This is a genomic window from Pseudomonas sp. SWRI154 (assembly GCF_014268645.1).
In the GTDB taxonomy this organism is placed as follows: Bacteria; Pseudomonadota; Gammaproteobacteria; order Pseudomonadales; family Pseudomonadaceae; genus Aquipseudomonas; species Aquipseudomonas marvdashtae.
This window is the reverse complement of sequence record NZ_JABWQW010000002.1, coordinates 195,552-222,544: the sequence shown is the minus strand read 5'-3', so window position 1 is coordinate 222,544 and position 26,993 is coordinate 195,552. Positions and strand designations below refer to the sequence as shown.

The following is a 26,993-nucleotide window of genomic DNA, read 5'->3' as shown; positions in this document are numbered from 1 at the left end:
ATCGGATGCTCTCCATGCTTACTTCCCGACATCGACGTGCCATTCGCTTGGCCAGCGGCTTTATTGCTCCTTACCGCAAGCAAGTGATGGGCGCTTTGCTGGCGCTGATTGCCACGGCCGCCATTACCTTGTCCATGGGCCAGGGCATCCGGTTGCTGGTGGACCAAGGCTTCATGACCCGCTCACCGCAGTTGCTCAATCAGTCCATCGGCCTGTTCATGGTCTTGGTCGTTGGGCTGGCGATCGGTACGTTTTCGCGTTTTTACCTGGTGTCGTGGATCGGCGAGCGGGTGGTGGCCGATATCCGGCGGCAGGTGTTCAACCATTTGGTGTACTTGCATCCTGGCTTCTATGAAAACAACCGCAGTTCGGAGATCCAGTCACGCCTGACGGCTGACACAACGCTGTTGCAGTCGGTGATCGGCTCATCGCTCTCGTTGTTCCTGCGCAACCTGCTGATGGTGATCGGCGGCATCGTGCTGTTGTTCGTGACCAATCCCAAGCTCACCAGCATCGTGGTCATTGCCCTGCCGCTGGTACTGGCGCCGATCCTGATTTTCGGCCGCCGTGTGCGGAGCCTGTCGCGTGAGAGCCAGGACCGCATCGCCGATGTGGGCAGCTACGTCTCCGAAACCCTCGGCCAGATCAAGACGGTGCAGGCCTACAATCATCAAGTCCAGGATGAGCGTCGTTTCGCCACCACCGTGGAGCAGGCCTTCGACACTGCCCGCAAACGAATTACCCAGCGGGCCTGGTTGATCACGCTGGTGATCGTATTGGTGCTGGGGGCGGTGGGCGTGATGCTCTGGGTCGGCGGCATGGACGTGATCGCGGGAAGGATTTCCGGCGGTGAGCTGGCGGCGTTCGTGTTCTACAGCATGATTGTCGGGAGTGCCTTCGGTACCTTGAGCGAGGTGATCGGCGAGCTGCAGCGAGCGGCCGGCGCGGCCGAGCGTATTGCCGAGTTGCTGCGTTCGGAAAATGTCATCCAGCCGCCGGCTTCTGGCCTTGTTACATTGCCGCCGCGGGTGCGCGGCGATCTGCGGCTTGAAGGCGTACGGTTTTCCTATCCGTCCCGACCGGAGCGTTTCGCGGTCGATGGGCTGGACTTGACCGTCAGGGCCGGCGAAACCCTGGCGCTGGTCGGGCCGTCCGGCGCCGGCAAATCAACGGTTTATGACTTGTTGCTGCGTTTCTACGACCCGGTCGAGGGAGCGATCCTGATCGATGACGTACCGCTGACCCAGCTCGATCCGCTGGACCTGCGCCGTCACTTCGCCCTGGTGTCGCAAAGCCCTGCTTTGTTTTTTGGCACGGTTGAAGAAAACATCCGCTACGGCAACCCCGACGCCACCGCCGAGCAAGTCCGCGAAGCCGCGCGCATTGCCCACGCCCACGATTTCATTGAAAAAATGCCCGACGGCTACGGTACCCACCTGGGCGATGGCGGCCTCGGACTTTCTGGAGGCCAGCGCCAACGCCTGGCCATCGCCCGGGCATTGTTGGTGGACGCGCCGATCCTGTTGCTGGACGAAGCGACCAGCGCCCTCGATGCGCAAAGTGAACACCTGATCCAGCAAGCCCTGCCCAGCCTGATGAAGAACCGCACCACGCTGGTCATTGCCCATCGCCTGGCCACCGTGAAGAACGCCGACCGAATCGCGGTGATGGACCAGGGCAAGGTGGTTGCGGTGGGCACGCATCAGGAGTTGGTTGCTGGTAATGCGCTGTATGCGCGGTTGGCGGCGTTGCAGTTCAGTCAACAGGGTGAAGGGATTCATTAATGCTGCTGGCACCGATGCGTTGGGGCATCATGTTGAACTGTTTGTTGGAGCTGGATGAGGTATGAGCCGTTATACGCCACCGCTGACCCTGACGACCCGAATGCTGGGATTGATCGCTGACATCAGCGAGCAAATCGGTCAGCTTTCGGCTGTCAGCGAGAACCAGCAGACACCGCAGCTGCGCCGAGGAAACCGGATCCGCACGATCCATGCTTCCTTGGCGATCGAAAACAACACCCTGAGCGTCGAGCAGGTGACCGCGGTTTTGGCCGGACAGCGGGTATTGGGCCTGCCTCGTGAGATCCAGGAGGTTCGCAATGCGTTTGCTGCCTACGAAGCCATGTCTGGTTGGCAGCCTGATAGCCGGATCGACTTGCTCAGGGCTCATGAATTGCTGATGCAGGGTCTGATCGATGATGCCGGACAGCTTCGCAGTGCAGGCGTGGGCATTGATCGGGGGGATCAACTGGTGCACATGGCGCCACCACCCAGCCGTGTCACACACCTAATAGACGATCTACTTGCATGGGCCGGATCGTCTGATTGGCATCCGCTGATTATCAGCTGCGTTTTTCATTACGAATTCGAATTCATTCATCCTTTCGCAGATGGGAATGGACGAATGGGCCGGCTATGGCAAACATTGATTCTTAGCCGATGGCGACCTGTGCTGGCCTATCTGCCGGTTGAGGCAGTCATCCGTGATCAGCAGGATGCCTATTATGTTGCGTTGTCGGTTTCGGATCGGTTGGCTGAATCGACGCCCTTCGTTGAGTTCATGCTGCAGTCACTGAACGTTGCGCTTGGAGAAGCCATTCGTAGCGAGCCGGTAACCGACCAAGTAACCGACCAAGTAACCGACCAAGTAGCGAGACTGCTCCACGCGCTGCGTGGGGGAGGGGCTTTCAAGGTAAGTGAGTTGATGGGGCTGTTGGGGCTGGCGCACAAAGCTACTTTTCGGGGTAACTACCTTAAGCCGGCACTAGCCTGCGGTTTCATCGAAATGACTGACCCCGAATCCCCGAGAAGTCCGGCGCAACGGTACCGACTCACCCAATTGGGGAGACAGGCGACGATGCGCTCGGATTGAGTTCTGTCCGCGCGCCAAGCCAGTGTAGGCGATCAGGCTCGCACACAGGCTCTTGCGAAGTAATCACTGATCGTCGAAAAAACGCTCATGCCAGTCCACCAGCGGCTGCGGCGAGTTGAGTTTCTGGCCGTAGATCACCGAATACGACAACACGTTCTGCACGTATTGGCGGGTTTCGTCAAAGGGGATGCTTTCGACCCAGACGTCGAAGCTCAGGTGATCGGCGCCGCGCAGCCACTGGCGCACACGGCCGGGGCCGGCGTTGTAGGCGGCGGAGGCGAGGACGCGGTTGCCATTGAACTGGCTGTGGACTTGGCTCAGGTAAGCCGCGCCTAGCTGGATGTTCTTGTCCGGGTTGAGCACTTGCTGTGGCGAGGCCAGTGGAATGTTGAATTTGCGTGCGGTTTCCTTGGCAGTGCCCGGCATCAACTGCATGAGGCCGCTGGCGCCGACGCTGGAGCGGGCATCGTCCATGAATGCGCTTTCCTGGCGGGTGATGGCGAACGCCCAGCTCGGGTGCAGGCCGCGGACCTTGGCTTCGCGCACCAAGGTCTCGCGGTGGGCCATCGGGAAGCGAATGTCCAGGTCGTCCCAGTATTTGGCTTGGCTGATGGTGCGAATGGCCGGGAAATACCATTTCAAGTCGTACGCCAGTTTCGCCTGGGCGACCATTTCGTCCCGGTTGAAATGACGGCTGACGTGATACCACTCGCGGCGCCCATCAACGATTTGCCCGCGCGCATGAAACTCCAGAGCGCGACGTACGCCGGGGGTGTTGCGCACTTTGTTGATCAGCGCCTGGCTCATGGGCAGCGGCTTGTTTACCAGCGAGTACGGCGATTGGGAGCGGTCGGCGGCCAGGAATCCGTAAAAGTCCCGTTCGCGAGCCAGATGCTTGTACAGCGTGATCGCCTCGGGGTTCTGTGGTTGCGCCAGTTCCAGGCTGCGTGCCTGCCAGTAGCGCCAGCGGTTGGTGCTGGCCAGCGATTCCGGAAGGCGGCGGGTCAGTTGATAGGCCTCGTCCCAGCGCGCCAGCCGCAGGAGCAGACGCAAGCGCCACTCCGATACGGTGTCGTCGCGAAGTTCGGGGTCATATTTGGTCATGACGTCCAAGGCGCGGCTGTCGAAGCGTTTGGCCAGGGTCAGCCCGATCTCACGGGCAATGGCGACTTTTTCATCCCGGGAGAAATGCATGGTGCTCGCATAGCCGTCCAGCAAGACCATGGCTTTTTCCGGGTCCTGGCGGGCCAGGCGGCGCAGGCCGAGGCTGACCACATCGGACATCGGCTCGTCGGCGGGCGAGAAGCGCGAAGGCTGGTCGAGCATCTCGGGCTTTTGCGCAACATCGACCAGCAGCTTGCCTCGGGGGGCAAGGGTGGTCAGGCCGCTGATCAGGCTGTTGGCCAACGGATAGTTGCGCGCCTGGGCAGCCAGTTTGGCGCGCTCCCAGCGTTTCTGCTCGGTCAACTGGCCCTGAGCCGCCCACATGCCGAACAGCGCGTCGCAGGCCGCTGGCTGCGATTTGCCGGTGAGCCATAGTTTTTCGGCGTTGGCGTAGCCCTCGGCTTTCAAGCCATGGCTCAGCTGATATTGAGCGTTAAGGCAATCAAGCTCGGTGAAGTTGAGCTTGGGGTCGTAGTACTTGACGAAAGTCGCCCAGTCACCACGTTCGGCCAGCCAGCGCAACCAGCGCAGCTTCATCCAATTGGCCTGGGGCAGGTCGCCATGTTCGGCGAGGAATTTCTCGATCTCGGCGTTGCTTGCGCTCTTGAGGCGCGCGGTCAGCTCGTCGTAGGCCAGGTACGGTTCCAGTGGATAATCGCGCAGGGCCTGGCTATAGCGAAAATAAGGGCCGGAATCACCTTTGGCCAGGGCGCGCTTGGCTTCATCGTAGTACTGGCGCTGGGTGGAGATATCCACCGCCTGGGCGGTTTGAACGGCAGTGGCACATACAAAAAAACAAGATAAGACATTCAAAAGGCGACTGCGCATGATACGTCCGGGCAAAAAAACATGACAAGCCCAAGGGGAAACCCAGGGTAACTTGCTCGTAGCTTAGCCTTTTGCCAGCAACCGGCGAAAGCTTTGCGAAGTCGTCGGCACAACTTGGCAACATTTAAAGGGCAGAGTGCTTCGGCGAAGAAATTGGCGGACCTTTGAGGTCGCTTCTCAGGTAGAATGCGCGCCCGGTTTTTGGAGAAGCTCATGACCCTGCTCAAATTCAGCGATGTGTCCCTTGCTTTCGGCGCGATGCCGTTGTTGGACAAGGTGTCCTGGCAGATCGCCCGTGGAGAGCGGGTGTGCATCATCGGCCGCAACGGCACTGGCAAGTCCAGCATGATGAAGCTCGTCAAGGGCGACCAGAAGCCTGACGATGGTTCGGTCTGGCGCGCGCCTGGCCTGAAAATCGGCGAATTGCCCCAGGAACTGCCGGTGGCCGACGAGCGGACCGTGTTCGACGTGGTTGCCGAAGGCCTGGACGGCGTCGGCGCGCTGTTGGCCGAATATCACCACCTGAGTCAGAACATCGTCACCGATGCCGACCTGGACAAGTTGATGCACGTGCAGCACGACCTTGAGGCTCGCGACGGATGGCGCCTGCAGCAACTGGTCGACAGCACCTTGAGTCGTCTGCAACTGCCGGCCGACAAGACCCTGGCCGAGCTGTCCGGTGGCTGGCGTCGCCGCGTCCTCCTGGCCCAGGCCCTGGTGTCCGAGCCGGACCTGCTGTTACTCGACGAGCCGACCAACCACCTGGACATCGGCGCCATCGCCTGGCTTGAAGAAGCCTTGAAGGATTTCCAGGGCGCTGTGCTGTTCATCACCCACGACCGTTCCTTCCTGCAAAACCTGGCGACCCGCATCCTCGAACTGGATCGCGGTGGCCTGATCGATTGGAACGGCGATTACGCCAGTTTCCTGGTGCACAAGGAAGCGGCGCTGGCGGCGGAGGAAACCGCCAACGCGTTGTTCGACAAGAAGCTGGCCCAGGAAGAAGTCTGGATTCGCCAGGGCATCAAGGCTCGGCGCACCCGCAACGAAGGCCGCGTACGGGCGCTGAAGGCTCTGCGCATGGAACGCAGCGAGCGTCGCGAGCGCACCGGCAAGGCGAATATCCAGCTGGATACCGCCGACAAGTCCGGCAAGCAGGTAATGGTTCTTGAGAACGTGAGCTTCGCCCACCCTGGCGGCCCGTTCCTGATCAAGGACTTCTCCATGGTCTTGCAGCGCGGCGATCGCATCGGCCTGCTGGGCGCCAACGGCACTGGCAAGACCACCTTGCTCAAGCTGATGCTCGGCGGCCTGGTCCCGACCAACGGCAAGGTAGAAGAGGGCACGAAGATCGACGTCGCCTACTTCGACCAGCTGCGTCATCAGTTGGACCTGGAAAAGACCGTGATCGATAACGTGGCGGAAGGCCGCGACTTCATCGACATCGATGGCCAAAGCCGCCATGTGTTGAGCTACCTTGGCGATTTCCTGTTCAGCCCCCAGCGCGCTCGCACGCCAGTGAAGGCGCTGTCGGGTGGTGAGCGGGCCCGTCTGTTGCTGGCCAAATTGTTCAGCAAGCCAGCAAACCTGCTGGTGCTCGACGAACCAACCAACGACCTGGACGTGGAAACCCTGGAATTGCTGGAAGAAGTGCTGCTGACCTTCAACGGCACTGTGCTGATGGTCAGTCACGACCGGGCATTCCTCGACAACGTGGTCACCAGCACGCTGGTGTTCGAAGGCGAGGGACTGGTTCGTGAATATGTCGGTGGTTATCAGGACTGGCTGCGCCAGGGCGGCTCGCCGCGTCTGCTGGGTGTGACCGAGAGCAAGTCCGGCAAGGCTGATCTGAATTCCGCGGTCGTCAAGGCCGAGCCGGCGCCGGTTGCCGCCGCGGCCGCACCGACGCCAGCGAAGAAAAAACTCAGCTACAAGCTGCAGCGTGAGCTGGAAGCCTTGCCGGGTGATATCGATGCGAAGGAAAAGCAGATCGCCGCGGTGGAGGCCGAAATGGCGGACGCTGGTTTTTATCAGCGTCCACCGGCTGAAACCGCCAAGGTAATCGCGCATCTGGAGCAGTTGCAGGCTGAGCTGGACGCATTGGTCGAGCGTTGGGCCGAACTGGACGCCTGATCTGGCGCTCAAAAAAATCCCGGCGTTGAGCGCCGGGATTCTTTCATCTGATATGCCGCCCCTGAAGGTTCAGGTGCGTTTGATCAGGTGCACTGCCAGCACATCGCATGGCGCACCATGCAACACATCGTTGGCGGTGGAGCCTAGCAACAGCGCCAGGCCGTGGCGGCCGTGGCTGCCAACGACGATCAGGTCGCAGCCTTGCTCCTTGGCCAGATGATGGATCTCCTGGCGAGGCTGGCCGTAGGTCAGGTGGCTGTTTTCTTTTTTCAGCGCGGGGTATTTCACGATCAGCCGGTCAAGGCGTTCCTTGGCTTGGTCGAATTGCTGCTGCTGCAGTTGGGAAAGATCCATCGGAACGTCACCGCCAAATGCCATGGCCATGGGTTCGACGATGTGCACCAGCGACAGTTTGGTGTCTCGGCCATCGCAAAGGGCGAGGGCGCGCTTGACGACGGGATCGCATTCTTCAGTAAGGTCGACGGCGACCAGGACGTGTTCGTAGTACATGAAAAAGCACTCCAGAGAATGGCGATACGTTAAGTATGGCTGGTTTCAAGCGCATTGAAGGCAACGCAGGTCAATGGCTCATCAAAATTCGGGATTACAGATATGACGGTCTGGATAGTGGTGTCAATCCTGTTGGTGGTTTTAAGCCCCCTGGCATGGTTGCGGCCGTCCCGCGTGCAGAGCGGTCGAATGGCCCTGCGCATGGAGGCCCGACGCCTTGGGTTGGCCATGCAGTTGGCCCCGCAGGAATGGCCCCACTGGCTCGGCCAGCAGCCGCCGAACCCTTGCGCGCAGTATCATCGGCCGCGGCGGGGGCGTCAGCCGGTCAGTTGGAGTTACTGGCAAAAGGCGCCAGGCGTGTGGGTCAACCAATGGCAGGAGACCTGTCAGGACGAATCGCTGCTTGGTCATTTCAGAACATTGCCTGCCAACGTCTACAAGGTCGAGGCTGACGGTCAGATGATCGCCCTGTATTGGGGCGAGAAAGGCGAGGCGAGTGTTTTGCAGGACATTTCTGCTGTGCTCAAGGCGTTGGCCTGAGTAATAAAAAGCCCGATAGCGTCATCGGGCGGGTTGGCCAGGCAGGCCGGTAAACCGTTCTCTCCGGGCGTGCTTCTAAACGTCCTTCTTCCCAAGCACTCGGATGTGTTGTCACCAGCTTAGCCGGTTCAAATCCGCACGCCTGTAATTAGGGCGACTTTTCTAATAATTGATTCTATGAATGGTTGCCCATGCGGCGTCGTGTTGCGGATCCGTGCGGTACGGAAATGACTGTAGAGTCCTGTTCAAACGCTTGTTTAGGGCGATTGACAATTGTCGGAAATTCCGTGAAGGTGACGTACCCAAATCAAACGGGCGTATGAATTGAGCGTTTGTATTTTCAGAACGTTCCTACAGAACCCGACTATCGCGTTGACGGGTGTGCCTGACGGACTGGCGTAGCATCGACGTTATGTCAATGCCAGACCAACAGTCAGCGTCCAACGTGTACTGTTCAGCTTCCATATCGTGGAGATCAGTTGATGATTTACGAAGGTAAAGCCATCACGGTTAAGGCTCTTGAAAGTGGCATCGTCGAACTGAAATTCGACCTCAAGGGTGAGTCCGTCAACAAGTTCAACCGTCTAACCCTGAATGAATTGCGGCAGGCCGTGGACACCATCAAGGCAGATGCTTCGATCAAAGGCGTGATCGTCAGCAGCGGCAAGGACGTGTTCATCGTCGGCGCCGACATCACCGAATTCGTCGACAACTTCAAGCTGCCCGATGCCGAACTGATCGCTGGCAACCTCGAAGCGAACCGTATCTTCAGCGATTTCGAAGACCTTGGCGTGCCAACCGTCGCGGCCATCAACGGCATCGCCCTGGGTGGTGGCCTGGAAATGTGCCTGGCGGCGGATTACCGTGTCATGTCCACCACGGCCAAGATCGGCCTGCCGGAAGTCAAGCTGGGCATCTACCCTGGCTTTGGCGGTACCGTGCGCCTGCCGCGCCTGATCGGCGCCGACAATGCCATCGAGTGGATTGCCGCCGGCAAGGAAAACCGCGCCGAAGACGCACTGAAAGTTGGCGCTGTGGATGCCGTGGTTGAACCCGGTAAACTCCAGGAAGCGGCGCTTGAAACGATCAAGCGCGCCATCAGCGGCGAGTTCGACTACAAGGCCAAGCGCCAGCCGAAGCTGGAGAAACTCAAGCTCAACGCCATCGAACAAATGATGGCCTTCGAGACTGCCAAGGGTTTCGTGGCTGGCCAGGCTGGCCCGAACTACCCGGCACCGGTCGAAGCGATCAAGACCATCCAGAAAGCCGCGAATTTCGGTCGCGACAAGGCTCTGGAAGTCGAAGCCGCCGGTTTCGTCAAGCTGGCCAAGACCTCGGCCGCACAAAGCCTGATCGGTCTGTTCCTCAACGACCAGGAACTGAAGAAAAAGGCCAAGGCCTACGACGAAATCGCCCGTGACGTGAAGCAGGCCGCCGTGCTCGGCGCAGGCATCATGGGTGGCGGTATCGCCTATCAGTCGGCGTCCAAAGGCACGCCGATCCTGATGAAGGACATCAACGAACACGGGATCGAACAGGGCTTGGCCGAAGCCGCCAAGCTGCTGGTCGGTCGCGTCGACAAAGGTCGCATGACAGCTGCGAAGATGGCCGAAGTGCTCAACGGCATTCGTCCAACCCTGTCCTACGGCGATTTCGGCCATGTCGACCTGGTGGTCGAAGCCGTTGTCGAGAATCCGAAGGTCAAGCAGGCGGTACTGGCCGAAGTCGAAGACAAGGTCAAAGAGGACACCATCCTCGCCTCGAACACCTCGACCATCTCCATCTCGCTGCTGGCCAAGGCCCTCAAACGTCCGGAGAACTTCGTCGGCATGCACTTCTTCAACCCGGTGCACATGATGCCGCTGGTGGAAGTCATCCGTGGCGAGAAGTCCAGCGAACAAGCCATCGCCACCACCGTTGCCTACGCGAAGAAAATGGGCAAGAACCCGATCGTCGTCAACGATTGCCCGGGCTTTTTGGTCAACCGCGTGCTGTTCCCGTACTTCGGTGGTTTCGCCAAACTGGTCAGCGCTGGCGTCGACTTCGTGCGTATCGACAAGATCATGGAAAAATTCGGCTGGCCGATGGGCCCGGCGTACCTGATGGACGTGGTCGGCATCGACACCGGCCACCACGGTCGCGACGTCATGGCTGAAGGCTTCCCGGATCGCATGAAAGACGATCGCCGTTCGGCCGTCGACGTGCTCTACGAAGCCAAGCGCCTGGGCCAGAAGAATGGCAAGGGCTTCTACGCTTACGAGACCGACAAGCGCGGCAAGCAGAAGAAAGTTGCCGATTCGTCGGTACTGGAAGTGCTCAAGCCAATCGTGTACGAGCAGCGCGAAGTCACCGACGAGGACATCATCAACTGGATGATGATCCCGCTGTGCCTGGAAACCGTGCGTTGCCTGGAAGACGGCATTGTTGAAACTGCCGCCGAAGCCGACATGGGTCTGGTCTACGGTATCGGTTTCCCTCCATTCCGTGGCGGTGCGCTGCGTTACATCGACTCGATCGGTGTGGCCGAGTTCGTTGCCCTGGCTGACCAGTACGCTGATCTGGGCGCGCTGTACCACCCGACCGCGAAGTTGCGTGAAATGGCCAAGAACGGCCAGAGCTTCTTCGGTTAAGCGCCCAACGACTAGAGCGAGAGAACATTTATGAGCTTGAATCCTAGAGACGTCGTGATTGTCGACTTCGGTCGTACGCCGATGGGCCGCTCCAAGGGCGGCATGCACCGCAACACCCGCGCCGAAGACATGTCGGCGCACTTGATCAGCAAACTGCTGGAACGCAACGTCAAAGTTGACCCCAACGAAGTCGAGGACGTGATCTGGGGCTGCGTGAACCAGACCCTGGAGCAGGGCTGGAACATCGCCCGCATGGCGTCGCTGATGACCCAGATTCCTCACACCGCGGCCGGCCAGACCGTCAGCCGCCTGTGCGGTTCGTCCATGAGCGCGCTGCACACCGCCGCCCAGGCGATCATGACCGGCAATGGCGACGTGTTCGTCGTCGGCGGCGTGGAGCACATGGGCCACGTGAGCATGATGCACGGCGTCGATCCGAACCCGCACATGTCGCTGTACGCGGCAAAAGCCTCGGGCATGATGGGCCTGACTGCGGAAATGCTCGGCAAGATGCACGGCATTACCCGCGAACAGCAGGACGCTTTTGGCGTGCGCTCCCACCAGCTCGCCCACAAGGCGACCGTGGAAGGCAAGTTCAAGGATGAAATCATCCCGATGCAGGGCTATGACGAGAACGGCTTCCTGAAGCTGTTTGACTACGACGAAACCATTCGTCCGGAAACTACCTTGGAAAGCCTGGCGACCTTGAAGCCGGCCTTCAATCCAAAAGGCGGCACCGTGACAGCTGGTACCTCGTCGCAGATCACCGATGGTGCCTCGTGCATGATCGTGATGTCGGCCCAGCGAGCTCAGGACCTGGGTATCCAGCCGATGGCCGTTATTCGTTCGATGGCCGTCGCCGGTGTGGATCCCGCGATCATGGGCTATGGTCCAGTACCGGCTACGCAAAAAGCCTTGAAGCGTGCGGGCCTGAGCATTGCCGATATCGACTTCTTCGAGCTCAACGAAGCTTTCGCCGCACAGGCCTTGCCAGTGCTGAAAGATTTGAAAGTGCTCGACAAGATGAACGAGAAGGTTAACCTGCACGGCGGCGCAATCGCCCTGGGTCACCCTTTCGGTTGTTCCGGTGCGCGTATCTCTGGCACGCTGCTCAACGTCATGAAGCAGAACGGCGGCACTTTTGGGGTGTCCACCATGTGCATTGGCCTCGGCCAGGGCATCGCCACTGTCTTCGAACGCGTCTAAGCGTTACGTTGATGGAAGCCGGGGCCAAGTGCCCCGGTTTTTGTTTTTCCGGGTTTAGTAAAAAAGATTTTGTTTTTATTTTGAAAAGATTTGAGTGAGTGCCAAAGCATGCCGATACAACCTGGGCTCTACCAACATTACAAAGGTCCGCAGTACCGCGTATTCAGTATTGCGCGGCACTCCGAGACCGAGGAAGAAGTGGTCTTCTATCAAGCCCTGTATGGCGATTACGGCTTTTGGGTGCGTCCGTTGAGCATGTTCCAGGAATCCGTCGAGGTTGACGGCGAACAGGTGCCACGCTTTGCTTTGGTGCAGGCCGAGGAGAGCATTTTTTCCAAGCCTTGAGGCCGACATGAGGGCGTGCGTGCCCTTGACCTCACCTTGCAGCCACTATATATAGCGGTGCCGCGTCAGGCGCCAACCGCCTTTCACTTTTTAGAATTCAGGAATTTTCTGATCCATGGGCAAATCGCTGGTCATTGTGGAATCCCCGGCTAAGGCCAAGACCATCAACAAGTATCTGGGCAACCAATACGTGGTGAAGTCGAGTATCGGCCATATCCGAGACCTGCCCACCAGCGGTTCGGCTAGCGCCAGCAAAGAGCCGGCCGCCAAGCGCGGCAAGGCAGCTGCCGCTGAAGCGCCAGCGCTGTCGCCGAAAGAAAAGGCCCGCAAGCAGCTGGTCTCGCGCATGGGGGTCGATCCGGAACACGGCTGGAAAGCCAAGTACGAGATCCTCCCAGGCAAGGAAAAGGTCATCGAAGAACTGCGTCGGCTCGCCAAGGATGCCGACACCATCTATCTCGCGACGGACTTGGACCGCGAAGGGGAAGCCATTGCCTGGCACCTGCGCGAAGCCATCGGTGGCGATGACAGCCGCTACAAGCGCGTGGTGTTCAACGAGATCACCAAGAAAGCCATCCAGGAAGCTTTCTCCCAGCCGGGCGAGTTGGATATCGATCGGGTCAACGCCCAGCAGGCGCGTCGCTTCCTCGACCGCGTGGTGGGCTACATGGTCTCGCCATTGCTGTGGGCCAAGATCGCCCGTGGTCTGTCGGCCGGTCGCGTGCAGTCGGTTGCGGTGAAGCTGGTGGTGGAGCGCGAGCGGGAAATCCGGGCTTTCATTCCCGAAGAATATTGGGAGGTCCACGCTGATCTTGGAACCGCCAAGGGCGCTACCGTGCGCTTTGAGGTGGCCCGTGAGAAAGGCGAGGCCTTCAAGCCACTCAACGAAGCCCAGGCCATGGCGGCGTTGGAGAAGCTCAAATCGTCGAGCTACAGCATCGTCAAGCGTGAAGACAAGCCGACCAGCAGCAAGCCGTCCGCGCCGTTCATTACGTCCACGCTGCAGCAGGCCGCGAGCAACCGCCTGGGCTTCGGCGTGAAGAAAACCATGATGATGGCCCAGCGGTTGTACGAAGCGGGCTACATCACGTACATGCGTACCGACTCGACCAACCTCTCGGCGGATGCCGTGGCGATGGCGCGTACTTATATAGAAAGCGAGTTCGGCAAGAAATATCTGCCTGAGACGCCAAATGTCTACAGCAGCAAGGAAGGCGCCCAAGAGGCTCACGAAGCGATTCGTCCGTCCGACGCCAATACCGAGCCAAGCAAGCTGTCGGGGATGGAGCGCGATGCCGAGCGTCTCTACGAGCTGATCTGGCGCCAGTTCCTGGCCTGCCAGATGCTGCCGGCGCAATACCTGTCGACCACGGTCAGCGTCGGTGCTGGCGACTTCGAGCTGCGCGCCAAGGGGCGCATCCTGAAGTTCGACGGTTACACCCGTGTCATGCCGCAAATCACCAAGCCTGGCGACGACGATGTCTTGCCGGACATGGCCCAGGGCGATGTGATGAAGCTGGTCAAGATCGATCCAACCCAGCACTTCACCAAACCGCCGGCCCGTTACTCCGAAGCCAGCCTGGTCAAGGAAATGGAAAAGCGCGGCATCGGTCGTCCTTCGACCTACGCGGCGATCATTTCCACCATCCAGGACCGCGGTTACGTGGCGCTGCACAACCGTCGTTTCTATTCGGAAAAGATGGGTGACATCGTTACCGAGCGTTTGTCGGAGAGCTTCTCGAACCTGATGGACTACGGCTTCACCGCCGGCATGGAAGAGAACCTCGATGACGTGGCCCAGGGCGAGCGGGACTGGAAGAACGTGCTCGACGAGTTCTACGGCGACTTCAAGAAAAAACTTGAAGTAGCCGAGAGTCCTGAGAGCGGCATGCGCGCCAACCAGCCAGTCATGACTGACATCCCGTGCCTGACGTGCGGTCGCCCGATGCAAATCCGTACCGCCTCGACTGGCGTGTTCCTGGGCTGCTCAGGCTATAGCCTGCCGCCGAAAGAGCGATGCAAGGCGACGGTCAATCTGGTGCCTGGCGACGAAATCGCCGCAGACGACGAAGGCGAATCGGAATCCTTGGTGTTGCGTGGCAAGCACCGCTGCCCAATCTGCAGCACGGCGATGGATGCCTACCTGCTGGATGAGAAGCGCAAGCTGCACATCTGCGGTAACAACCCGGACTGTGCCGGGTACGAGATTGAAGAGGGCACTTATCGCATCAAGGGCTACGAAGGCCCGAGCCTGGAATGCGACAAGTGCGGCAGTGAGATGCAGCTCAAGACAGGTCGCTTCGGCAAGTTCTTCGGTTGCACCAACCCGACCTGCAAGAACACCCGCAAGCTACTCAAGAGTGGTGATGCCGCGCCGCCGAAGATGGACCCGGTGAAGATGCCTGAGCTCAAGTGCGAGAAGGTCAACGACACCTACATCCTGCGCGACGGCGCTTCCGGGCTGTTCCTGGCGGCCAGCCAGTTCCCGAAAAACCGTGAAACCCGTGCACCACTGGTGATGGAGATCGTCCCGCACAAGGACGAAATCGATCCGAAGTATCATTTCCTCTGCGAAGCGCCACAGAAGGACCCGGACGGTCGCCCGGCGGTGATTCGTTACAGCCGCAAGACCAAGGAGCAATACGTGCAGACCGAGGTCGACGGCAAGCCTACTGGCTGGAAAGCGTTCTATAACGGCGGAAAATGGACCGTTGAAGATAAGCGCTGATGTAACTCTGCTCGATCGCCGCCTGTGGCGAGGGAGCTTGCTCCCGCTGGGCGACGTAGTCGTCTTTGTAAACTCCAGGTAAGCAAAAGGCCGTATGACAACCCTCAGGTTTTCATGCGGCCTTTTGGTTTTTGGCTTGCAGTGGCTTCGGTTGATCCACGACACTGTCGCACCTGCGTGACGCTTTTATTTCGTTGGGGAGAATGCCGACATGGCCCACGAACTCTACACCCGCACCAACCAGAAGATTTATTTCGCCGGCCTGTCGCTTGAAGCGCTGGCCAGGGCTGAGGAAGGGCGCGCAATGAATTCCCCGGCGCTGGTCCAGGCTGGGCGTGAGTCAGTGCTGTTTCATTTGTACGGTGCGTTGCTAGGGCTTTGTCATGAAATTGCCGGTTTCTATCGCTTGCCCCAGGCGAATGCTTCACGGGCTGAGTTGATGTTGGCTCCGGAAGTGTTGGAAGCCCACGCGATTCCAGAACTGGCCGAAATGATCGAGCTGGCCCAAAACCCGGAAACCTGGCTGGCCAGGCTGTTGGCAGCCCATACGGCTTTGTTCCAGCCGCCACGGGCTCCGCGTAAACCCAAGGGTGACGTGACCCAGCCATTGATCGTTGCGGTCAATCTTGACGAGCATGAGCCGGAGCAAGAGCTGACTCGGGAAGAATTGGAAAGCTGGCGGCAGAATCTCAAAGGCCTGGCTATCCGCTTTCGCGAAGGGCTGAGCGAATGTTGAGTTTCATTCGCTCCGTAATGTTCGCTAACGACGCTTGGTCAAGATCCTGAGCGAAGCCCGGCTGATGACTATATAATCCCCGCCTTTCGTGGAGAACAGACTTTTATGCCAACGTCCTTTCTAGAAATAGTCGAACTTCCTGATGGCCGCATCGAGTTGCGCAGGGCTGAAGACGAGGGTTCCCTGGTTACCCTGAACTTCTCCGAGGACGCCAAGGTGTTCCTTCAAGGCCAGCACGTCGAGGTCGCCAAGGCGATGCTTAGCGTGGGTGTCCAGATGGCAGGCCGCCTGGTTGAAGGCGAATTCAACAAGGAAGAAGGGCCGCGGGTTCTTCATTGATTCCGGCTGTCGGTTTTATCTAGGTCAATATTGCTGGCTTCTCTGCCTGTGAAGAAGCCCTGCGATTGTCTTAGCCCAGTCGGATATTCAAGCTTTGCGCATCCCCGATGCGGGCGGCGCTGATCAATTGTTGACGCGCGGTCGCGGTCAAGGGGTTCAGCCAGCTGACTACCGTATGGCTGCGGCCCAGGCGCAACGCTTCGCAAGTCAATTGCTGGGCACTTTGGGTGCCGCGTGGTTGCAGCAACAGGATCCGTTCGCGATTGAGACCAGCGTCCCGCAACCAGGCCTGTGTAACGCTCGCAGGCGGCGCAATCAGCGTCAGCCAGCGAGCATCCTGATCTTGGCTCAGCTCCCTCAGGATGGGGGCGAGCAGGTTCAGGCAATTTCCTGCTGCACCACGCAACGACAGCTCGCTGAACGCCTCGGGCTCGATGCCCCAGGGCGATTCGATGACCTCTTGCAGGACAGGAACCAGCGGTTGGGCCATGAATGCCTCGAACAACGGAAGTTGTGTGTGCTGTGGTGCGTGAGGAAATTGCATAAAGCCTCCTTTAGCGGCGAATGACGCCGACACTCAAGCCTTCGATAACCAGGTCCTGATCTTTCAGGTCCACTTCGATGGGGGCAAACTCTGGATTTTCGGCAATCAGCCAGACCTTGCTGCCGTCGCGCTTGAATCGCTTGACCGTGACTTCATCCCCAATTCGCGCCACCACGATCTGGCCGTTGCGGGCTTCGCGCGTGGTATGGACAGCCAGGAGATCGCCGTCGAAGATGCCGATGTCCTTCATGCTCATGCCATGGACACGAAGCAGGTAATCAGCCCTTGGATGGAAGAACGAAGGGTTGATGTTGCAGGATTCCTCGACGTGCTGCTGAGCGAGAATCGGTGCGCCAGCTGCAACACGACCAATGATCGGGAGGGTGGTTTCGTCAGCCTTGGCTTCGAAGCCGGGGATGCGAATGCCCCGCGAGGCGCCAGGCGTCATTTCGATCGCGCCTTTGCGGGCCAGCGCCTTAAGGTGTTCTTCCGCCGCGTTGGGCGATTTGAAACCCAGTTCCTGAGCGATTTCCGCACGGGTCGGCGGGTAGCCGTTGTCTTCTAGGCAGCGTTTGATGAAGGCCAGAATCTCTGCTTGGCGTGGCGTCAGCTTTAGCATAATGATCGCTCTGTCTTTTTATACAGTGACTGGGATTATATACAGTACGCGCCGCTTGGCAATCCTCCTTTTTTCAGGCGCCGCTGGACGGTCGCTCCGGGGCTGCAAACGACAGCGCCACAACCGTCTGGAAGGTGTGGTTAAATACCTGACCGGGCGTTCGCAAAACGTCCCGTCAGGCTTGACAACCCCAAGGCTGAAACGTATGTTTCAAACAAGTGTTTGTCAGGCGGAGTAGCCATGGCCCAGTCGGAAACCGTAGAACGCATTCTGGATGCTGCCGAGCAGTTGTTCGCGGAAAAAGGTTTCGCCGAAACCTCGTTGCGTCTGATCACCAGTAAAGCCGGTGTCAACCTGGCGGCGGTGAATTATCACTTCGGTTCAAAAAAAGCGCTGATCCAGGCGGTTTTCTCTAGATTTCTCGGGCCTTTTTGCCTCAGTCTCGATCGCGAGCTGGAGCGGCGCCAAGCCAAGCCCGACGTAAAGCCGACGCTGGAAGAACTGCTGGAAATCCTTGTCGAGCAAGCCCTTGTCGTGCAGCCCCGCAGCGGCAATGATCTGTCCATCTTCATGCGCCTGCTGGGTTTGGCGTTCAGCCAGAGCCAAGGCCACTTGCGGCGTTATCTTGAAGACATGTACGGCAAGGTGTTTCGCCGCTACATGCTGCTAGTCAACGAGGCTGCGCCGCGAATCCCGCCGATCGAGCTGTTCTGGCGCGTGCACTTCATGCTTGGCGCCGCAGCGTTCAGCATGTCCGGTATCAAGGCGTTGCGGGCCATTGCTGAAACCGACTTCGGGGTAAACACTTCCATCGAGCAGGTGATGCGCCTGATGGTGCCTTTCCTGGCGGCCGGCATGCGTGCCGAAAGTGGTGTCACCGATGAGACCATGGCCGCGGCGCAGCTGCGTCCGCGCAGCAAATCCACGCCGGCGCTCGCCAAGGCTTAGTGCGCGGGTGGGCGCGACAGCCTACATCCGCTAAGCTAGCCGCCCATGCCGACTCTCGTTTCGAACCCGTTATACAGTTCGTTGCATCATCGCGACCTGCCAGGCCTGGAGCCCGGCGGTGCGATCGTGCATGCGTCACTGTGCGGGGTCATCGTTTTTAAGGAATTTTTATGACTGCTGGCCTGCAAGGCTCGTTGATGGTGGACGTCGCCGGTACTTGGCTGACGGCTGAGGATCGGCATCTGTTGCGCCAGCCCGAAGTTGGCGGCTTGATCATCTTTGCTCGCAACATCGAGCACCCGCGCCAGGTGCGCGAACTGAGTGCGTCGATCCGGGCCATCCGTCCCGACCTGCTGCTGGCGGTCGATCAGGAAGGTGGACGCGTCCAGCGCCTGCGCCAAGGCTTCGTGCGGCTGCCGGCGATGCGAGCCATAGCCGATAACCCGAATGCCGAGTACCTGGCCGAGCAATGTGGCTGGATCATGGCGACCGAAGTGCTGGCAGTCGGCCTGGATTTGAGCTTCGCCCCCGTGCTGGACCTCGATTACCAGCGCAGCGCCGTGGTCGGCAGCCGTTCCTTTGATGGCGATCCCGAGCGCGCCGCACTATTGGCTGGTGCTTTCATTCGGGGCATGAGCGCTGCGGGAATGGCTGCCACCGGCAAGCACTTTCCAGGGCACGGCTGGGCCGAGGCTGACTCTCACGTGGCCATTCCCAATGACGAGCGCAGTCTCGAACAGATCCGCGCCAACGACCTGGTGCCGTTTGCCAGGTTAAGCAAGCAGCTTGCCGCCGTGATGCCGGCCCATGTCATTTATCCGCAGGTCGATGCCAATCCGGCAGGCTTCTCTCGCCGTTGGCTGCAAGAAATCTTGCGAGGCGAGCTGCAGTTTGACGGCGTGATCTTCAGCGATGATCTTTCCATGGCCGGCGCTCATGTGGTCGGTGATGCCGCCAGCCGTATCGAGGCGGCACTGACGGCAGGTTGCGACATGGGGCTGGTGTGCAATGACCGTGCTGCCGCGGAACTGGCGTTGAGTGCAGCCCAGCGTCTGAAGGTCAAGCCGTCGGCGCGGATCGCCCGCATGCGTGGCCAGGCGTTCGCCTCCACTGAATATCGTCAGGACCCACGCTGGTTGACAGCCATCGGCGCGTTGAAAGCCGCCCAACTGATCGATTAAAGGACATTTTACATGACCGTTTACGCAATTATTGGCGGCACCGGCCTGACCCAGCTAGAAGGCTTGACCATTCGCCAGTCCCTATCGGTGGAGACGCCCTACGGCGCGCCATCGGCCGACGTGCAGATCGGCGACTATGCCGGACGCGAGGTCTTGTTCCTGGCGCGCCACGGCCATCCCCATCGCCTCCCGCCTCATCAGGTGAATTATCGCGCCAATCTCTGGGCCTTGAAGCAGGCCGGCGCCCAGGCTGTCCTGGCCGTCAATGCCGTGGGTGGGATTCACGCTGCAATGGGCACCGGTCATTTCTGCGTGCCCCACCAGTTGATCGATTACACCAGCGGTCGCCAGCACACGTATTTTGCCGACGATCTGGAGGCGGTGACCCATATCGACTTCAGTTATCCGTACACGGAGTCGCTGCGCCAGCAGTTGATCGCGGCCCTGGCCGCCGAGGGCTGTGGCTATAGCAGTCACGGTGTCTACGCCTGCACGCAGGGCCCGCGCCTGGAAACCGTGGCTGAAATCGCCCGCCTGGAGCGTGATGGTTGTGACATCGTCGGCATGACCGGCATGCCGGAAGCGGCCTTGGCCCGTGAGCTGGAGCTGGATTACGCCTGCTTGGCCTTGGTGGTGAATCCCGCAGCGGGCAAGTCCACGGCAGTGATTACCATGGCCGAGATCGAGCAGGCGCTGCATGACGGGATGGGAAAAGTGAAGTCGACGCTGGCGCGGGTGTTGATGGCCGGTTGATGAGCTTGTACAGGGCGACGGAGGGAGCCGAGCCTTTTCGGCTCCCACTGAAAGCCCCGGAAGCGGCTTTAATCAGGGCGGGATGACCTAGCGTTTTTCCAGCTTCTCCGGCAGCGGCGCGAACAACGCTTCGATGTCCTCATTCTGCAATTTCCAATCTCCGGCCACGCGGCCATCCAGTACACCCGCTGCCAGGTCGGATTTTTCTTTTTGCAGCAGTTGAATCTTCTCCTCCACGGTGCCGCGGGCGATCAGCTTGTAGACAAACACCGGTTTTTCCTGGCCGATACGGTAGGCGCGGTCGGTGGCTTGGTTTTCGGTCGCCGGGTTCCACCATGGGTCATAGTGAATCACCGTGTCGGCTTCGGTCAGGTTCAAGCCTACGCCGCCGGCCTTCAGGCTGATGAGAAAAATCTGACGTTTGCCGCTCTGAAATTCCTTCACGGGAGTGCGCCGGTCGCGCGTTTGGCCGGTCAGGATCGCATAGGCGACGCCGCGCTTTTTCAGTTCCTCTTCAATCAACGCCAACATGGAGGTGAACTGAGAAAACAGCAGCACTCGCCGACCTTCTTCGAACAGCTCTTCGAGCATCTCCATCAGGCTGTCGAGCTTGCCCGAAGTGCTGCCTCGGACGGGTAGCGTGGCGTCGTTGATCAGGCGCAGGTCGCAGCACACCTGGCGCAGCTTGAGCAGTGCTTCGAGGATGATGATCTGGCTGCGCGCCACGCCTTTGCGAGTAATCTCGTCGCGCACTTTCTTATCCATGGCCAGGCGCATGGTTTCGTAGACGTCGCGTTGGGCGTCGCTGAGTTCGACCCAATGGATAATCTCGGTCTTGGGCGGCAATTCGGTTGCGACTTGTTCCTTGGTCCTGCGCAGCAGGAACGGTTTTATCCGACCGTTAAGGTGCTGCAGTCGTACGTCGCTGTGGCGTTTTTCGATCGGCACGCGGTAGTCGCGGTTGAAACTCTTGACGTCGCCAAGCCATCCCGGCAGCAGGAAGTGAAACAACGACCACAGTTCCCCGAGATGGTTTTCCAGCGGCGTGCCGGACAGGCAGAGCCGCTGCCGGGCGTTGAGTTCGCGGGCGGCCTGGGCGGCTTTGCTGGTGGGATTCTTGATGTACTGGGCTTCATCGAGGATCAGTACGTGAAGGGGCTGCGCCTTCAGTCGCTCGACATCCTTGGGGAGCAGGGCATAGGTGGTAAGGATCAGGTCGTAATCTGCCAACCGCTCGAAATGTTTCTTGCGCCCAGCACCGTACAACGCCAGTACCTTGAGCTGCGGGGTGAAATGGCTTGCCTCGTCGAGCCAGTTGGGAATCAGGCTTGTCGGCATCACGACCATGCACGGCCGGTCGAGGCGACCGGCGATTTTTTCGCTGAGAATGTGCGCCAGGGTTTGTAGGGTTTTGCCCAGCCCCATGTCATCCGCGAGGATACCGCCGACCTCCAGCTGCCGCAGCGATTGCATCCAGCTCAGGCCTTCGAGCTGGTAGGGTCGCAGCGTTGCATTCAGGCCTTGCGGCGCGGTGGCGGTGTAGTCCTTGATGTCGCGCAGGCGCTGGGCCAGGCCGCGGATGTGTTCACCGCCCTCCCAGCGCAGGGGCATATCCTGCAGTGGGTTCAGGCGCAGGGCGTCCGCGCTGTTGAGTCGCAGTTTGGTGGTGCCGGGTTCTTGCAGGTAGAACTCGCCGAGGGTCGCCAGTACCGGTTTCAGCCGGCCGTAGGGTAGGGCCACCTGCTGCGGACCAAATTCCGAGTTTGGACGGTTGGGCAAATTGACCAGGATGAGTTCGTCATCGCGGCGCCTGGCCAGCCGTTCCGGGTTGAACAGTTCGATGTGCGAGCGCATCAGGTTCAACAGGATCGGCAGCAGGCTCAGGCGCTCGCCATTGACGATAATGCCCAGCTCCAGGTCGAACCAGTCACGCTCCGGTGTGTCCTCGACCGTGGCGTACCACTCGTCCACCGCCGTCAGGTCGAAGCCGAAATCTTCGTCGATCTGCAATTCCCAGCCCTGGCTACGCAGTTTCGGCAGGTCGTTGAGGGTAAACGTCAGCCAGGCACTGTCATTGACCATTTCGTACAGTTCGCCAGCGCTTTCCGGCAGCGCCTTGCTTTGCCGTGTCGCCACCTTGAAGCCGAGGATTCGTAGCTGCTCGCGGTAGGACTGTTCGACATCGGTCTGGCGTTTTATCCGCAGCGTCTGGGTTTCCTGGCGAATCAGCACGTCGGTGTTGCGCTGGCCGCTGACGTACTCGTCCAAATAGCTGAACGAGAGCGCGGCGCGGTGCTGGATGTAGCGCTGCATCTTGCCATTGCGCGGCTCGAACGCGCTGAACTCGACACTCGCCAGCCACAGCCGTGGTACCGGCTGCACGTTTTCAACCAGTACTTGAGGCGCAGCCTTGGGGCTGCGGTTGTCCAGCACGGCCTGGAGTTTTTCCAACATTTGCGCGTCTTTTTCGGCGGCAGGGTAGGCCAGGGTTTCCTGGACTTGCAGCAGCACGGCGGCGCAATGCTTGCAGTTGATGCGCACCGGGCAAGAGCAGGCCGCTTCGAGCAGGATCAACGCACCTTTGGCCGACTCCTTCAGGCGAATGGTCTGACGGTAGACGCTGCCGCCGGACCCTTCGCAACTTGCAATGATAGTGCTGTCGCCGGCCTCGACGATCCTGACGCGGTTTTCCAGGGCGTAACGGCGCCCACGCTCCAGGCTTTGTTCCTTGAATCGATTGACCCAGGAAGGAGCCAGGGGTTTGCTCAGGGGCGAGGGCATAGGCGCGCCGATCAGTCCGGAATCACGTCAGGAGCCTGCCGTGGCGCAGGTGCGGTCAGCGAGGTGATCTTGATCAGCAAGCCCAGATGGCCGTTATCAAGGAAGTTCAGTTGGCCGTTCTTGGTATGGCTCTGCTGCTTCAGTCGCTCGCTGGCGGTGACCAAGCCATTGGCGTCGATTTGATTGATCCAGAAGTCCGCGTCGACGTCGGTGAAGCGACCGAGCTTCAGTTCGAGGATGCCCTCGATGGGAAACTGGCCGAACTGTTCGGCGCCGTCGCTGACGGCGATTTTGCGCCCTTGTTCGCCCAGGTTCTGCTGCCAGGCCTTGTGCATCAGCACGGTGTATTGGCCGCTGGCGTTGAGTTTCTCGACGATGTTGCCCAGTGCCGGCGTGCGCTGGCTGTCCGCGCCAAGGCGTTGCGCGCCGGCGTCCCAGTCTTCCGGCGCGGCGCGGCTGATAATCGCCGGTTCGGCATTCTGGCGAACCAGGATCATTTCAACCTGGTACAGGTCATCGGCAAACGCCAGCGGAGCGATCAGGGTCATCAACAACGTCAAGGAGCGAAACAGGCGCATTGGGCGTCCTTCAAGCAGTGGTCGGAGTGAGGCGCTCGAACAGCGCTTCAACGGTATTGAAACGCTCTTCCGGGCGTTCCATGGGCACCATGAACTTGAACATCGTGGCGCCTTCGAACTTGTAGCGTTTGGGCTGGCCCTGGATCAGCTTGATCAGCACCAGCGGATCGACCGGCGTCTGGGCTTCGAATTCGATACGGCCACCGTTGGGGCCGCCGTCGACTTTCTTGATGCCCAGTTGCTCGGCCTTGAGCTTGAGCAGCGTGGTGCGGACCAGGTTCTTGGTCGGCTCCGGAAGCAGGCCGAAGCGGTCGATCATCTCCACTTGCAGGTCCTTGAGACCTTCCTCGTCGGTGGCCGAGGCGATGCGCTTGTACAGGATCAATCGGGCATGGACGTCCGGCAGGTAATCTTCCGGAATCAGCGCCGGCACTCGCAGGTTGATTTCCGGCCCGCCGCCCAGGGGCTGGTCGAGGTTTGGTTGCTCGCCCTTGCGAATCGACTTGACCGCCCGCTCGAGCATTTCCATATACAAGGTGAAGCCTACGGCCTGGATCTGGCCGCTCTGGCCATCGCCGAGCAATTCGCCGGCGCCACGGATCTCCAGATCGTTGGTGGCCAGCACGAAACCGGCGCCCAGGTCCTGGGTATTGGCGATCGCCTCCAGCCGCTTCTCCGCATCCGGGGTAATTTGCTGGCGCGGCGGCGTCAGCAGGTAGGCATAGGCCTGGTGGTGGCTGCGTCCGACCCGGCCGCGCAACTGGTGCAACTGGGCCAGGCCGAATTTGTCGGCGCGCTCGATGATGATGGTGTTGGCGCTTGGCACGTCGATACCCGTCTCGATGATGGTCGAGGCAATCAGCACGTTGAAGCGTTTGTGATAGAAGTCGCTCATCACCTGTTCGAGTTCGCGCTCGCGCATCTGCCCGTGGCCGATGCCAATCCGTGCTTCCGGCACCAGTTCGGCCAGGTCGGCGGCGCATTTCTCGATGGTCTTCACGTCGTTGTGCAGGTAATACACCTGCCCACCGCGCAACAGCTCCCGCAGCAGGGCTTCCTTGACCGTGCTTTTGTTCTGCTCCATGACAAACGTGCGCACCGACAGGCGACGGGCTGGCGGCGTGGCGATGATCGACAGATCGCGCATGCCCGACACTGCCATGTTCAGCGTGCGCGGGATCGGCGTGGCGGTGAGGGTCAGGATGTCGACTTCGCTGCGCAGCGCCTTGAGCTGTTCTTTCTGGCGTACACCGAAGCGGTGTTCTTCGTCGATGATTACCAGCCCGAGATTCTTGATCTTCACGTCATCCTGCAGCAGCTTGTGCGTACCGATGACGATGTCGATCTTGCCTTCGGCCAGGTCGGCCACGGCGACATTCACTTCCTTGGTCGACTTGAAGCGGCTCATCACTTCCACGCTCACCGGCCAGTCGGCGAAGCGATCGCGGAAACTGTTGTAGTGCTGCTGGGCGAGCAGGGTGGTCGGCACCAGGATCGCCACCTGCTTGCCGCCATGCACGGCGATGAACGCGGCGCGCATCGCCACTTCGGTCTTGCCGAAGCCGACGTCGCCGCAAACCAGGCGGTCCATCGGCTTGGGCGCGAGCATGTCGGCGCGCACGGCTTCGATGGTGGTCTGCTGGTCGACGGTCTCTTCGAAGGGAAAACCGGCGCTGAAGGTTTCATAATCGGCTTTCGGGTCGGCGAAGGCGTAACCTTCGCGGGCGGCCCGGCGGGCGTAGATATCGAGCAATTCGGCGGCGACGTCGCGCACCTGTTCGGCCGCCTTGCGCTTGGCTTTCTGCCAGGTTTCCGAACCCAGGCGGTGCAGCGGGGCCAGGGCGTCGTCGCTGCCGGTGTAGCGTGCAATCAAATGCAGGTTCGCCACCGGCACGTAGAGCTTGGCGCCTTCGGCATATTCCAGGGTGAGGAATTCGGCGGCCTGGTTTTCGATCTCCAGGGTCGCCAGGCCCAGGTAGCGGCCCACGCCATGGTCGATGTGCACCACCGGCGCGCCCTCGCGCAGTTCGGTGAGGTTCTTGATGACCGCGTCATTGGCGGCATCGGCGCGTTTTTCACGGCGGCGGCGCTGCATCACGCGCTGGCCGAACAGCGGACTTTCGGCGACCAGCGCCAGGGCCGGATCCTCGAGAACCAGTCCGTCGTTCAGTGGGGCGATGGTGATCGCCAGGCGATCTTTGCCGGCGACAAAGCCCGGCCAGCTGTCGACGGTCTTCGGCCGTAGTTTCAGGCGTTCGAGCAGCTCCAGCAATACCTCGCGCCGTCCCGCGGACTCAGCGGTGAACAGCACGCGGCCGGGGAACTCGTCGAGGAAACCGGCCAGGGCCGCCAAAGGTTGCGTGGCCTTGGCTTCGATCGCCAGATCCGGCAGTGGCTTGGCCGGGAAGCGTTCGCGACCGGCACCCACTTCCACGTCCTGCTGGCTCGCCACCACGCGTGGCCAGCTCTTGAGCCGGGCAAAGCAGTCTTCCACCGGCAGGAACAACTCGGCCGGCGGCAATAACGGCCGGGACGGATCGACGCGGCGCTCTTCGTAACGGTTGCGCACGTCGTTCCAGAAGTTTTCCGCCGCCTGCTCGATACCTGGCAGGGAAAACACTTGGGTGTCCTGGGGCAGGTAATCGAACAGGGTCGACGTCTCTTCGAAAAACAGCGGCAGGTAATACTCGATCCCCGCGGGGGTGATGCCGCTGCTCAGGTCCTGGAAAATCGGGCAACGGCGGAAATCCACGTCGAAACGTTCGCGAAACCGCGCCTTGAAGCGAGTCACCGCGTCTTTTTGCAGGGGGAATTCCTTGGCCGGCAGCAGGCGGATCGACTGGACCTTGTCGATGGAACGCTGGTTTTCCGGGTCGAAGGTACGCAGCGTCTCGATCTCGTCGTCGAACAGGTCGATGCGATACGGCAATTTGCTGCCCATCGGGAACAGGTCGATCAGCGCGCCGCGTACGGTGAACTCACCGTGCTCGTACACCGTATCGACGTAGCGGTAGCCGCTGGCCTCGAGCCGGGTGCGCATTTGCTCGACGTCGAGCTTCTGGCCGATGTCCAGCACCAGGCTGCTGCCGAGCAGGAATTGGGTCGGTGCCAGGCGATGTAGGGCCGTGGTGATGGGCACTACCAAAACGCCATGACTGAGCTCCGGCAGCCGATAAAGGCTGGCGATGCGCTGGGAAATGATGTCCTGGTGGGGCGAAAACAGATCGTAGGGCAGGGTTTCCCAGTCCGGGAAATGCAGCACGGGCAAATCCGGGGCGAAGAAAGCCAGCTCCTGTTCGAGCCGCTCGGCGCTCTGGCTGTCAGCGGTCAATAACAGGGTGAAGCGCTTTGCAGCGCTGGCAGCCTCGGCAATGGCCAGGCTCAGGGCGGCACCGGGCAGGTTGCCCCAGTGCTGTTTACCTGCCGCGGCAGGGAGAAGCGGAAGACGCAGAACGGGCACGGAAGGTTGAGCTCCAAGCGTTGCGACAAAGTCGACAATTGTAGCGGGGGAAGTGCCCGGCTGTCAGTCGCGGACTACTCTTGCAGCACCTAAAAC

Annotated in this window: 20 protein-coding genes; 13 read left to right on the top strand and 7 right to left on the bottom strand. The window is 60.2% G+C overall.

The genetic code is table 11. From position 1 onward, the window contains the following. The first annotated feature begins 5 nt into the window (after positions 1-5). Both HU806_RS03015 and HU806_RS03010 read left to right on the top strand, forming a co-directional pair. Complete coding sequence (locus HU806_RS03015) at positions 6-1,784, top strand: ABC transporter transmembrane domain-containing protein (RefSeq protein WP_186609940.1); 1,779 nt, start codon at positions 6-8, stop codon at positions 1,782-1,784. 61 nt (positions 1,785-1,845) lie between these two features. Beyond that, a complete protein-coding gene (locus tag HU806_RS03010; RefSeq protein WP_186609832.1) occupies positions 1,846-2,874 on the top strand; it encodes a Fic family protein in 1,029 nt (342 codons plus the stop codon). A gap of 63 nt (positions 2,875-2,937) precedes the next feature. Here the strand turns inward: HU806_RS03010 and HU806_RS03005 are convergent, their stop codons facing one another. Continuing rightward, the gene (locus HU806_RS03005; protein WP_186609831.1) at positions 2,938-4,866 is read right to left on the bottom strand and encodes a transglycosylase SLT domain-containing protein; all 1,929 of its coding nucleotides are present in this window, start codon (positions 4,864-4,866) and stop codon (positions 2,938-2,940) included. Between the two features lie 213 nt (positions 4,867-5,079). Here HU806_RS03005 and HU806_RS03000 point away from each other — a divergent pair, with 213 nt between their 5' ends. Continuing rightward, the gene (locus HU806_RS03000; RefSeq protein ID WP_186609830.1) at positions 5,080-6,999 is read left to right on the top strand and encodes an ATP-binding cassette domain-containing protein; all 1,920 of its coding nucleotides are present in this window, start codon (positions 5,080-5,082) and stop codon (positions 6,997-6,999) included. Positions 7,000-7,068: 69 nt separating this feature from the next. On the opposite strand, the gene HU806_RS02995 is transcribed toward HU806_RS03000, so the two are convergent. Next, complete coding sequence (locus HU806_RS02995; protein WP_186609829.1) at positions 7,069-7,509, bottom strand: universal stress protein; 441 nt, start codon at positions 7,507-7,509, stop codon at positions 7,069-7,071. Positions 7,510-7,611: 102 nt separating this feature from the next. Between HU806_RS02995 and HU806_RS02990 the strand changes: the two genes are divergently transcribed. The 7 genes from HU806_RS02990 (at position 7,612) to HU806_RS02960 (ending at position 16,033) form a co-directional block, all read left to right on the top strand. Further along, positions 7,612-8,049, top strand: a complete 438-nt coding sequence (locus tag HU806_RS02990) for a hypothetical protein (RefSeq protein WP_186609828.1) — start codon at positions 7,612-7,614, stop codon at positions 8,047-8,049. 482 nt (positions 8,050-8,531) lie between these two features. Next, positions 8,532-10,679, top strand: a complete 2,148-nt coding sequence (gene fadB / locus HU806_RS02985; RefSeq protein ID WP_186609827.1) for a fatty acid oxidation complex subunit alpha FadB — start codon at positions 8,532-8,534, stop codon at positions 10,677-10,679. A gap of 30 nt (positions 10,680-10,709) precedes the next feature. Continuing rightward, on the top strand, positions 10,710-11,885 hold the full coding sequence (gene fadA / locus HU806_RS02980) for an acetyl-CoA C-acyltransferase FadA (protein WP_041020098.1): 1,176 nt from the start codon (positions 10,710-10,712) through the stop codon (positions 11,883-11,885). A gap of 108 nt (positions 11,886-11,993) precedes the next feature. After that, the gene (locus HU806_RS02975; RefSeq protein ID WP_025212748.1) at positions 11,994-12,230 is read left to right on the top strand and encodes a DUF1653 domain-containing protein; all 237 of its coding nucleotides are present in this window, start codon (positions 11,994-11,996) and stop codon (positions 12,228-12,230) included. A gap of 115 nt (positions 12,231-12,345) precedes the next feature. Next, positions 12,346-14,958: a type I DNA topoisomerase gene (gene topA, locus HU806_RS02970; RefSeq protein ID WP_186609826.1), complete on the top strand. Its 2,613-nt coding sequence runs from the start codon at positions 12,346-12,348 to the stop codon at positions 14,956-14,958. 211 nt (positions 14,959-15,169) lie between these two features. Continuing rightward, positions 15,170-15,694 (top strand): DUF6586 family protein, encoded by a 525-nt coding sequence (locus HU806_RS02965; protein WP_186609825.1) that lies wholly within the window; start codon positions 15,170-15,172, stop codon positions 15,692-15,694. A gap of 105 nt (positions 15,695-15,799) precedes the next feature. Continuing rightward, positions 15,800-16,033: a hypothetical protein gene (locus tag HU806_RS02960; RefSeq protein ID WP_003183419.1), complete on the top strand. Its 234-nt coding sequence runs from the start codon at positions 15,800-15,802 to the stop codon at positions 16,031-16,033. Positions 16,034-16,103: 70 nt separating this feature from the next. Here the strand turns inward: HU806_RS02960 and sulA are convergent, their stop codons facing one another. After that, positions 16,104-16,577 (bottom strand): SOS-induced cell division inhibitor SulA, encoded by a 474-nt coding sequence (sulA, locus tag HU806_RS02955; protein WP_186609824.1) that lies wholly within the window; start codon positions 16,575-16,577, stop codon positions 16,104-16,106. A gap of 10 nt (positions 16,578-16,587) precedes the next feature. Further along, positions 16,588-17,196: a transcriptional repressor LexA gene (gene lexA / locus HU806_RS02950; RefSeq protein WP_186609823.1), complete on the bottom strand. Its 609-nt coding sequence runs from the start codon at positions 17,194-17,196 to the stop codon at positions 16,588-16,590. A gap of 240 nt (positions 17,197-17,436) precedes the next feature. Between lexA and HU806_RS02945 the strand changes: the two genes are divergently transcribed. The 3 genes from HU806_RS02945 to HU806_RS02935 all read left to right on the top strand — a co-directional run bounded on the left by HU806_RS02945 (position 17,437) and on the right by HU806_RS02935 (position 20,078). Beyond that, complete coding sequence (locus HU806_RS02945; protein ID WP_186609822.1) at positions 17,437-18,144, top strand: TetR/AcrR family transcriptional regulator; 708 nt, start codon at positions 17,437-17,439, stop codon at positions 18,142-18,144. Between the two features lie 182 nt (positions 18,145-18,326). Then, positions 18,327-19,325, top strand: coding sequence for a beta-N-acetylhexosaminidase (gene nagZ, locus HU806_RS02940; protein WP_186609939.1), 999 nt, complete (start codon positions 18,327-18,329; stop codon positions 19,323-19,325). Positions 19,326-19,337: 12 nt separating this feature from the next. Beyond that, entirely contained in the window at positions 19,338-20,078 is a 741-nt protein-coding gene (locus HU806_RS02935) for an S-methyl-5'-thioinosine phosphorylase (protein WP_186609821.1), read from the top strand. 87 nt (positions 20,079-20,165) lie between these two features. On the opposite strand, the gene HU806_RS02930 is transcribed toward HU806_RS02935, so the two are convergent. Genes HU806_RS02930 through mfd form a run of 3 tightly spaced genes read right to left on the bottom strand, consistent with a single transcriptional unit; the run spans position 20,166 to position 26,897 of the window. Continuing rightward, a complete protein-coding gene (locus tag HU806_RS02930) occupies positions 20,166-22,859 on the bottom strand; it encodes a DEAD/DEAH box helicase (protein WP_186609820.1) in 2,694 nt (897 codons plus the stop codon). An 11-nt stretch (positions 22,860-22,870) separates the two neighbouring features. After that, complete coding sequence (locus tag HU806_RS02925; RefSeq protein ID WP_186609819.1) at positions 22,871-23,437, bottom strand: CsiV family protein; 567 nt, start codon at positions 23,435-23,437, stop codon at positions 22,871-22,873. 10 nt (positions 23,438-23,447) lie between these two features. After that, positions 23,448-26,897, bottom strand: a complete 3,450-nt coding sequence (gene mfd / locus HU806_RS02920) for a transcription-repair coupling factor (RefSeq protein ID WP_186609818.1) — start codon at positions 26,895-26,897, stop codon at positions 23,448-23,450. Positions 26,898-26,993: the final 96 nt, after the last annotated feature.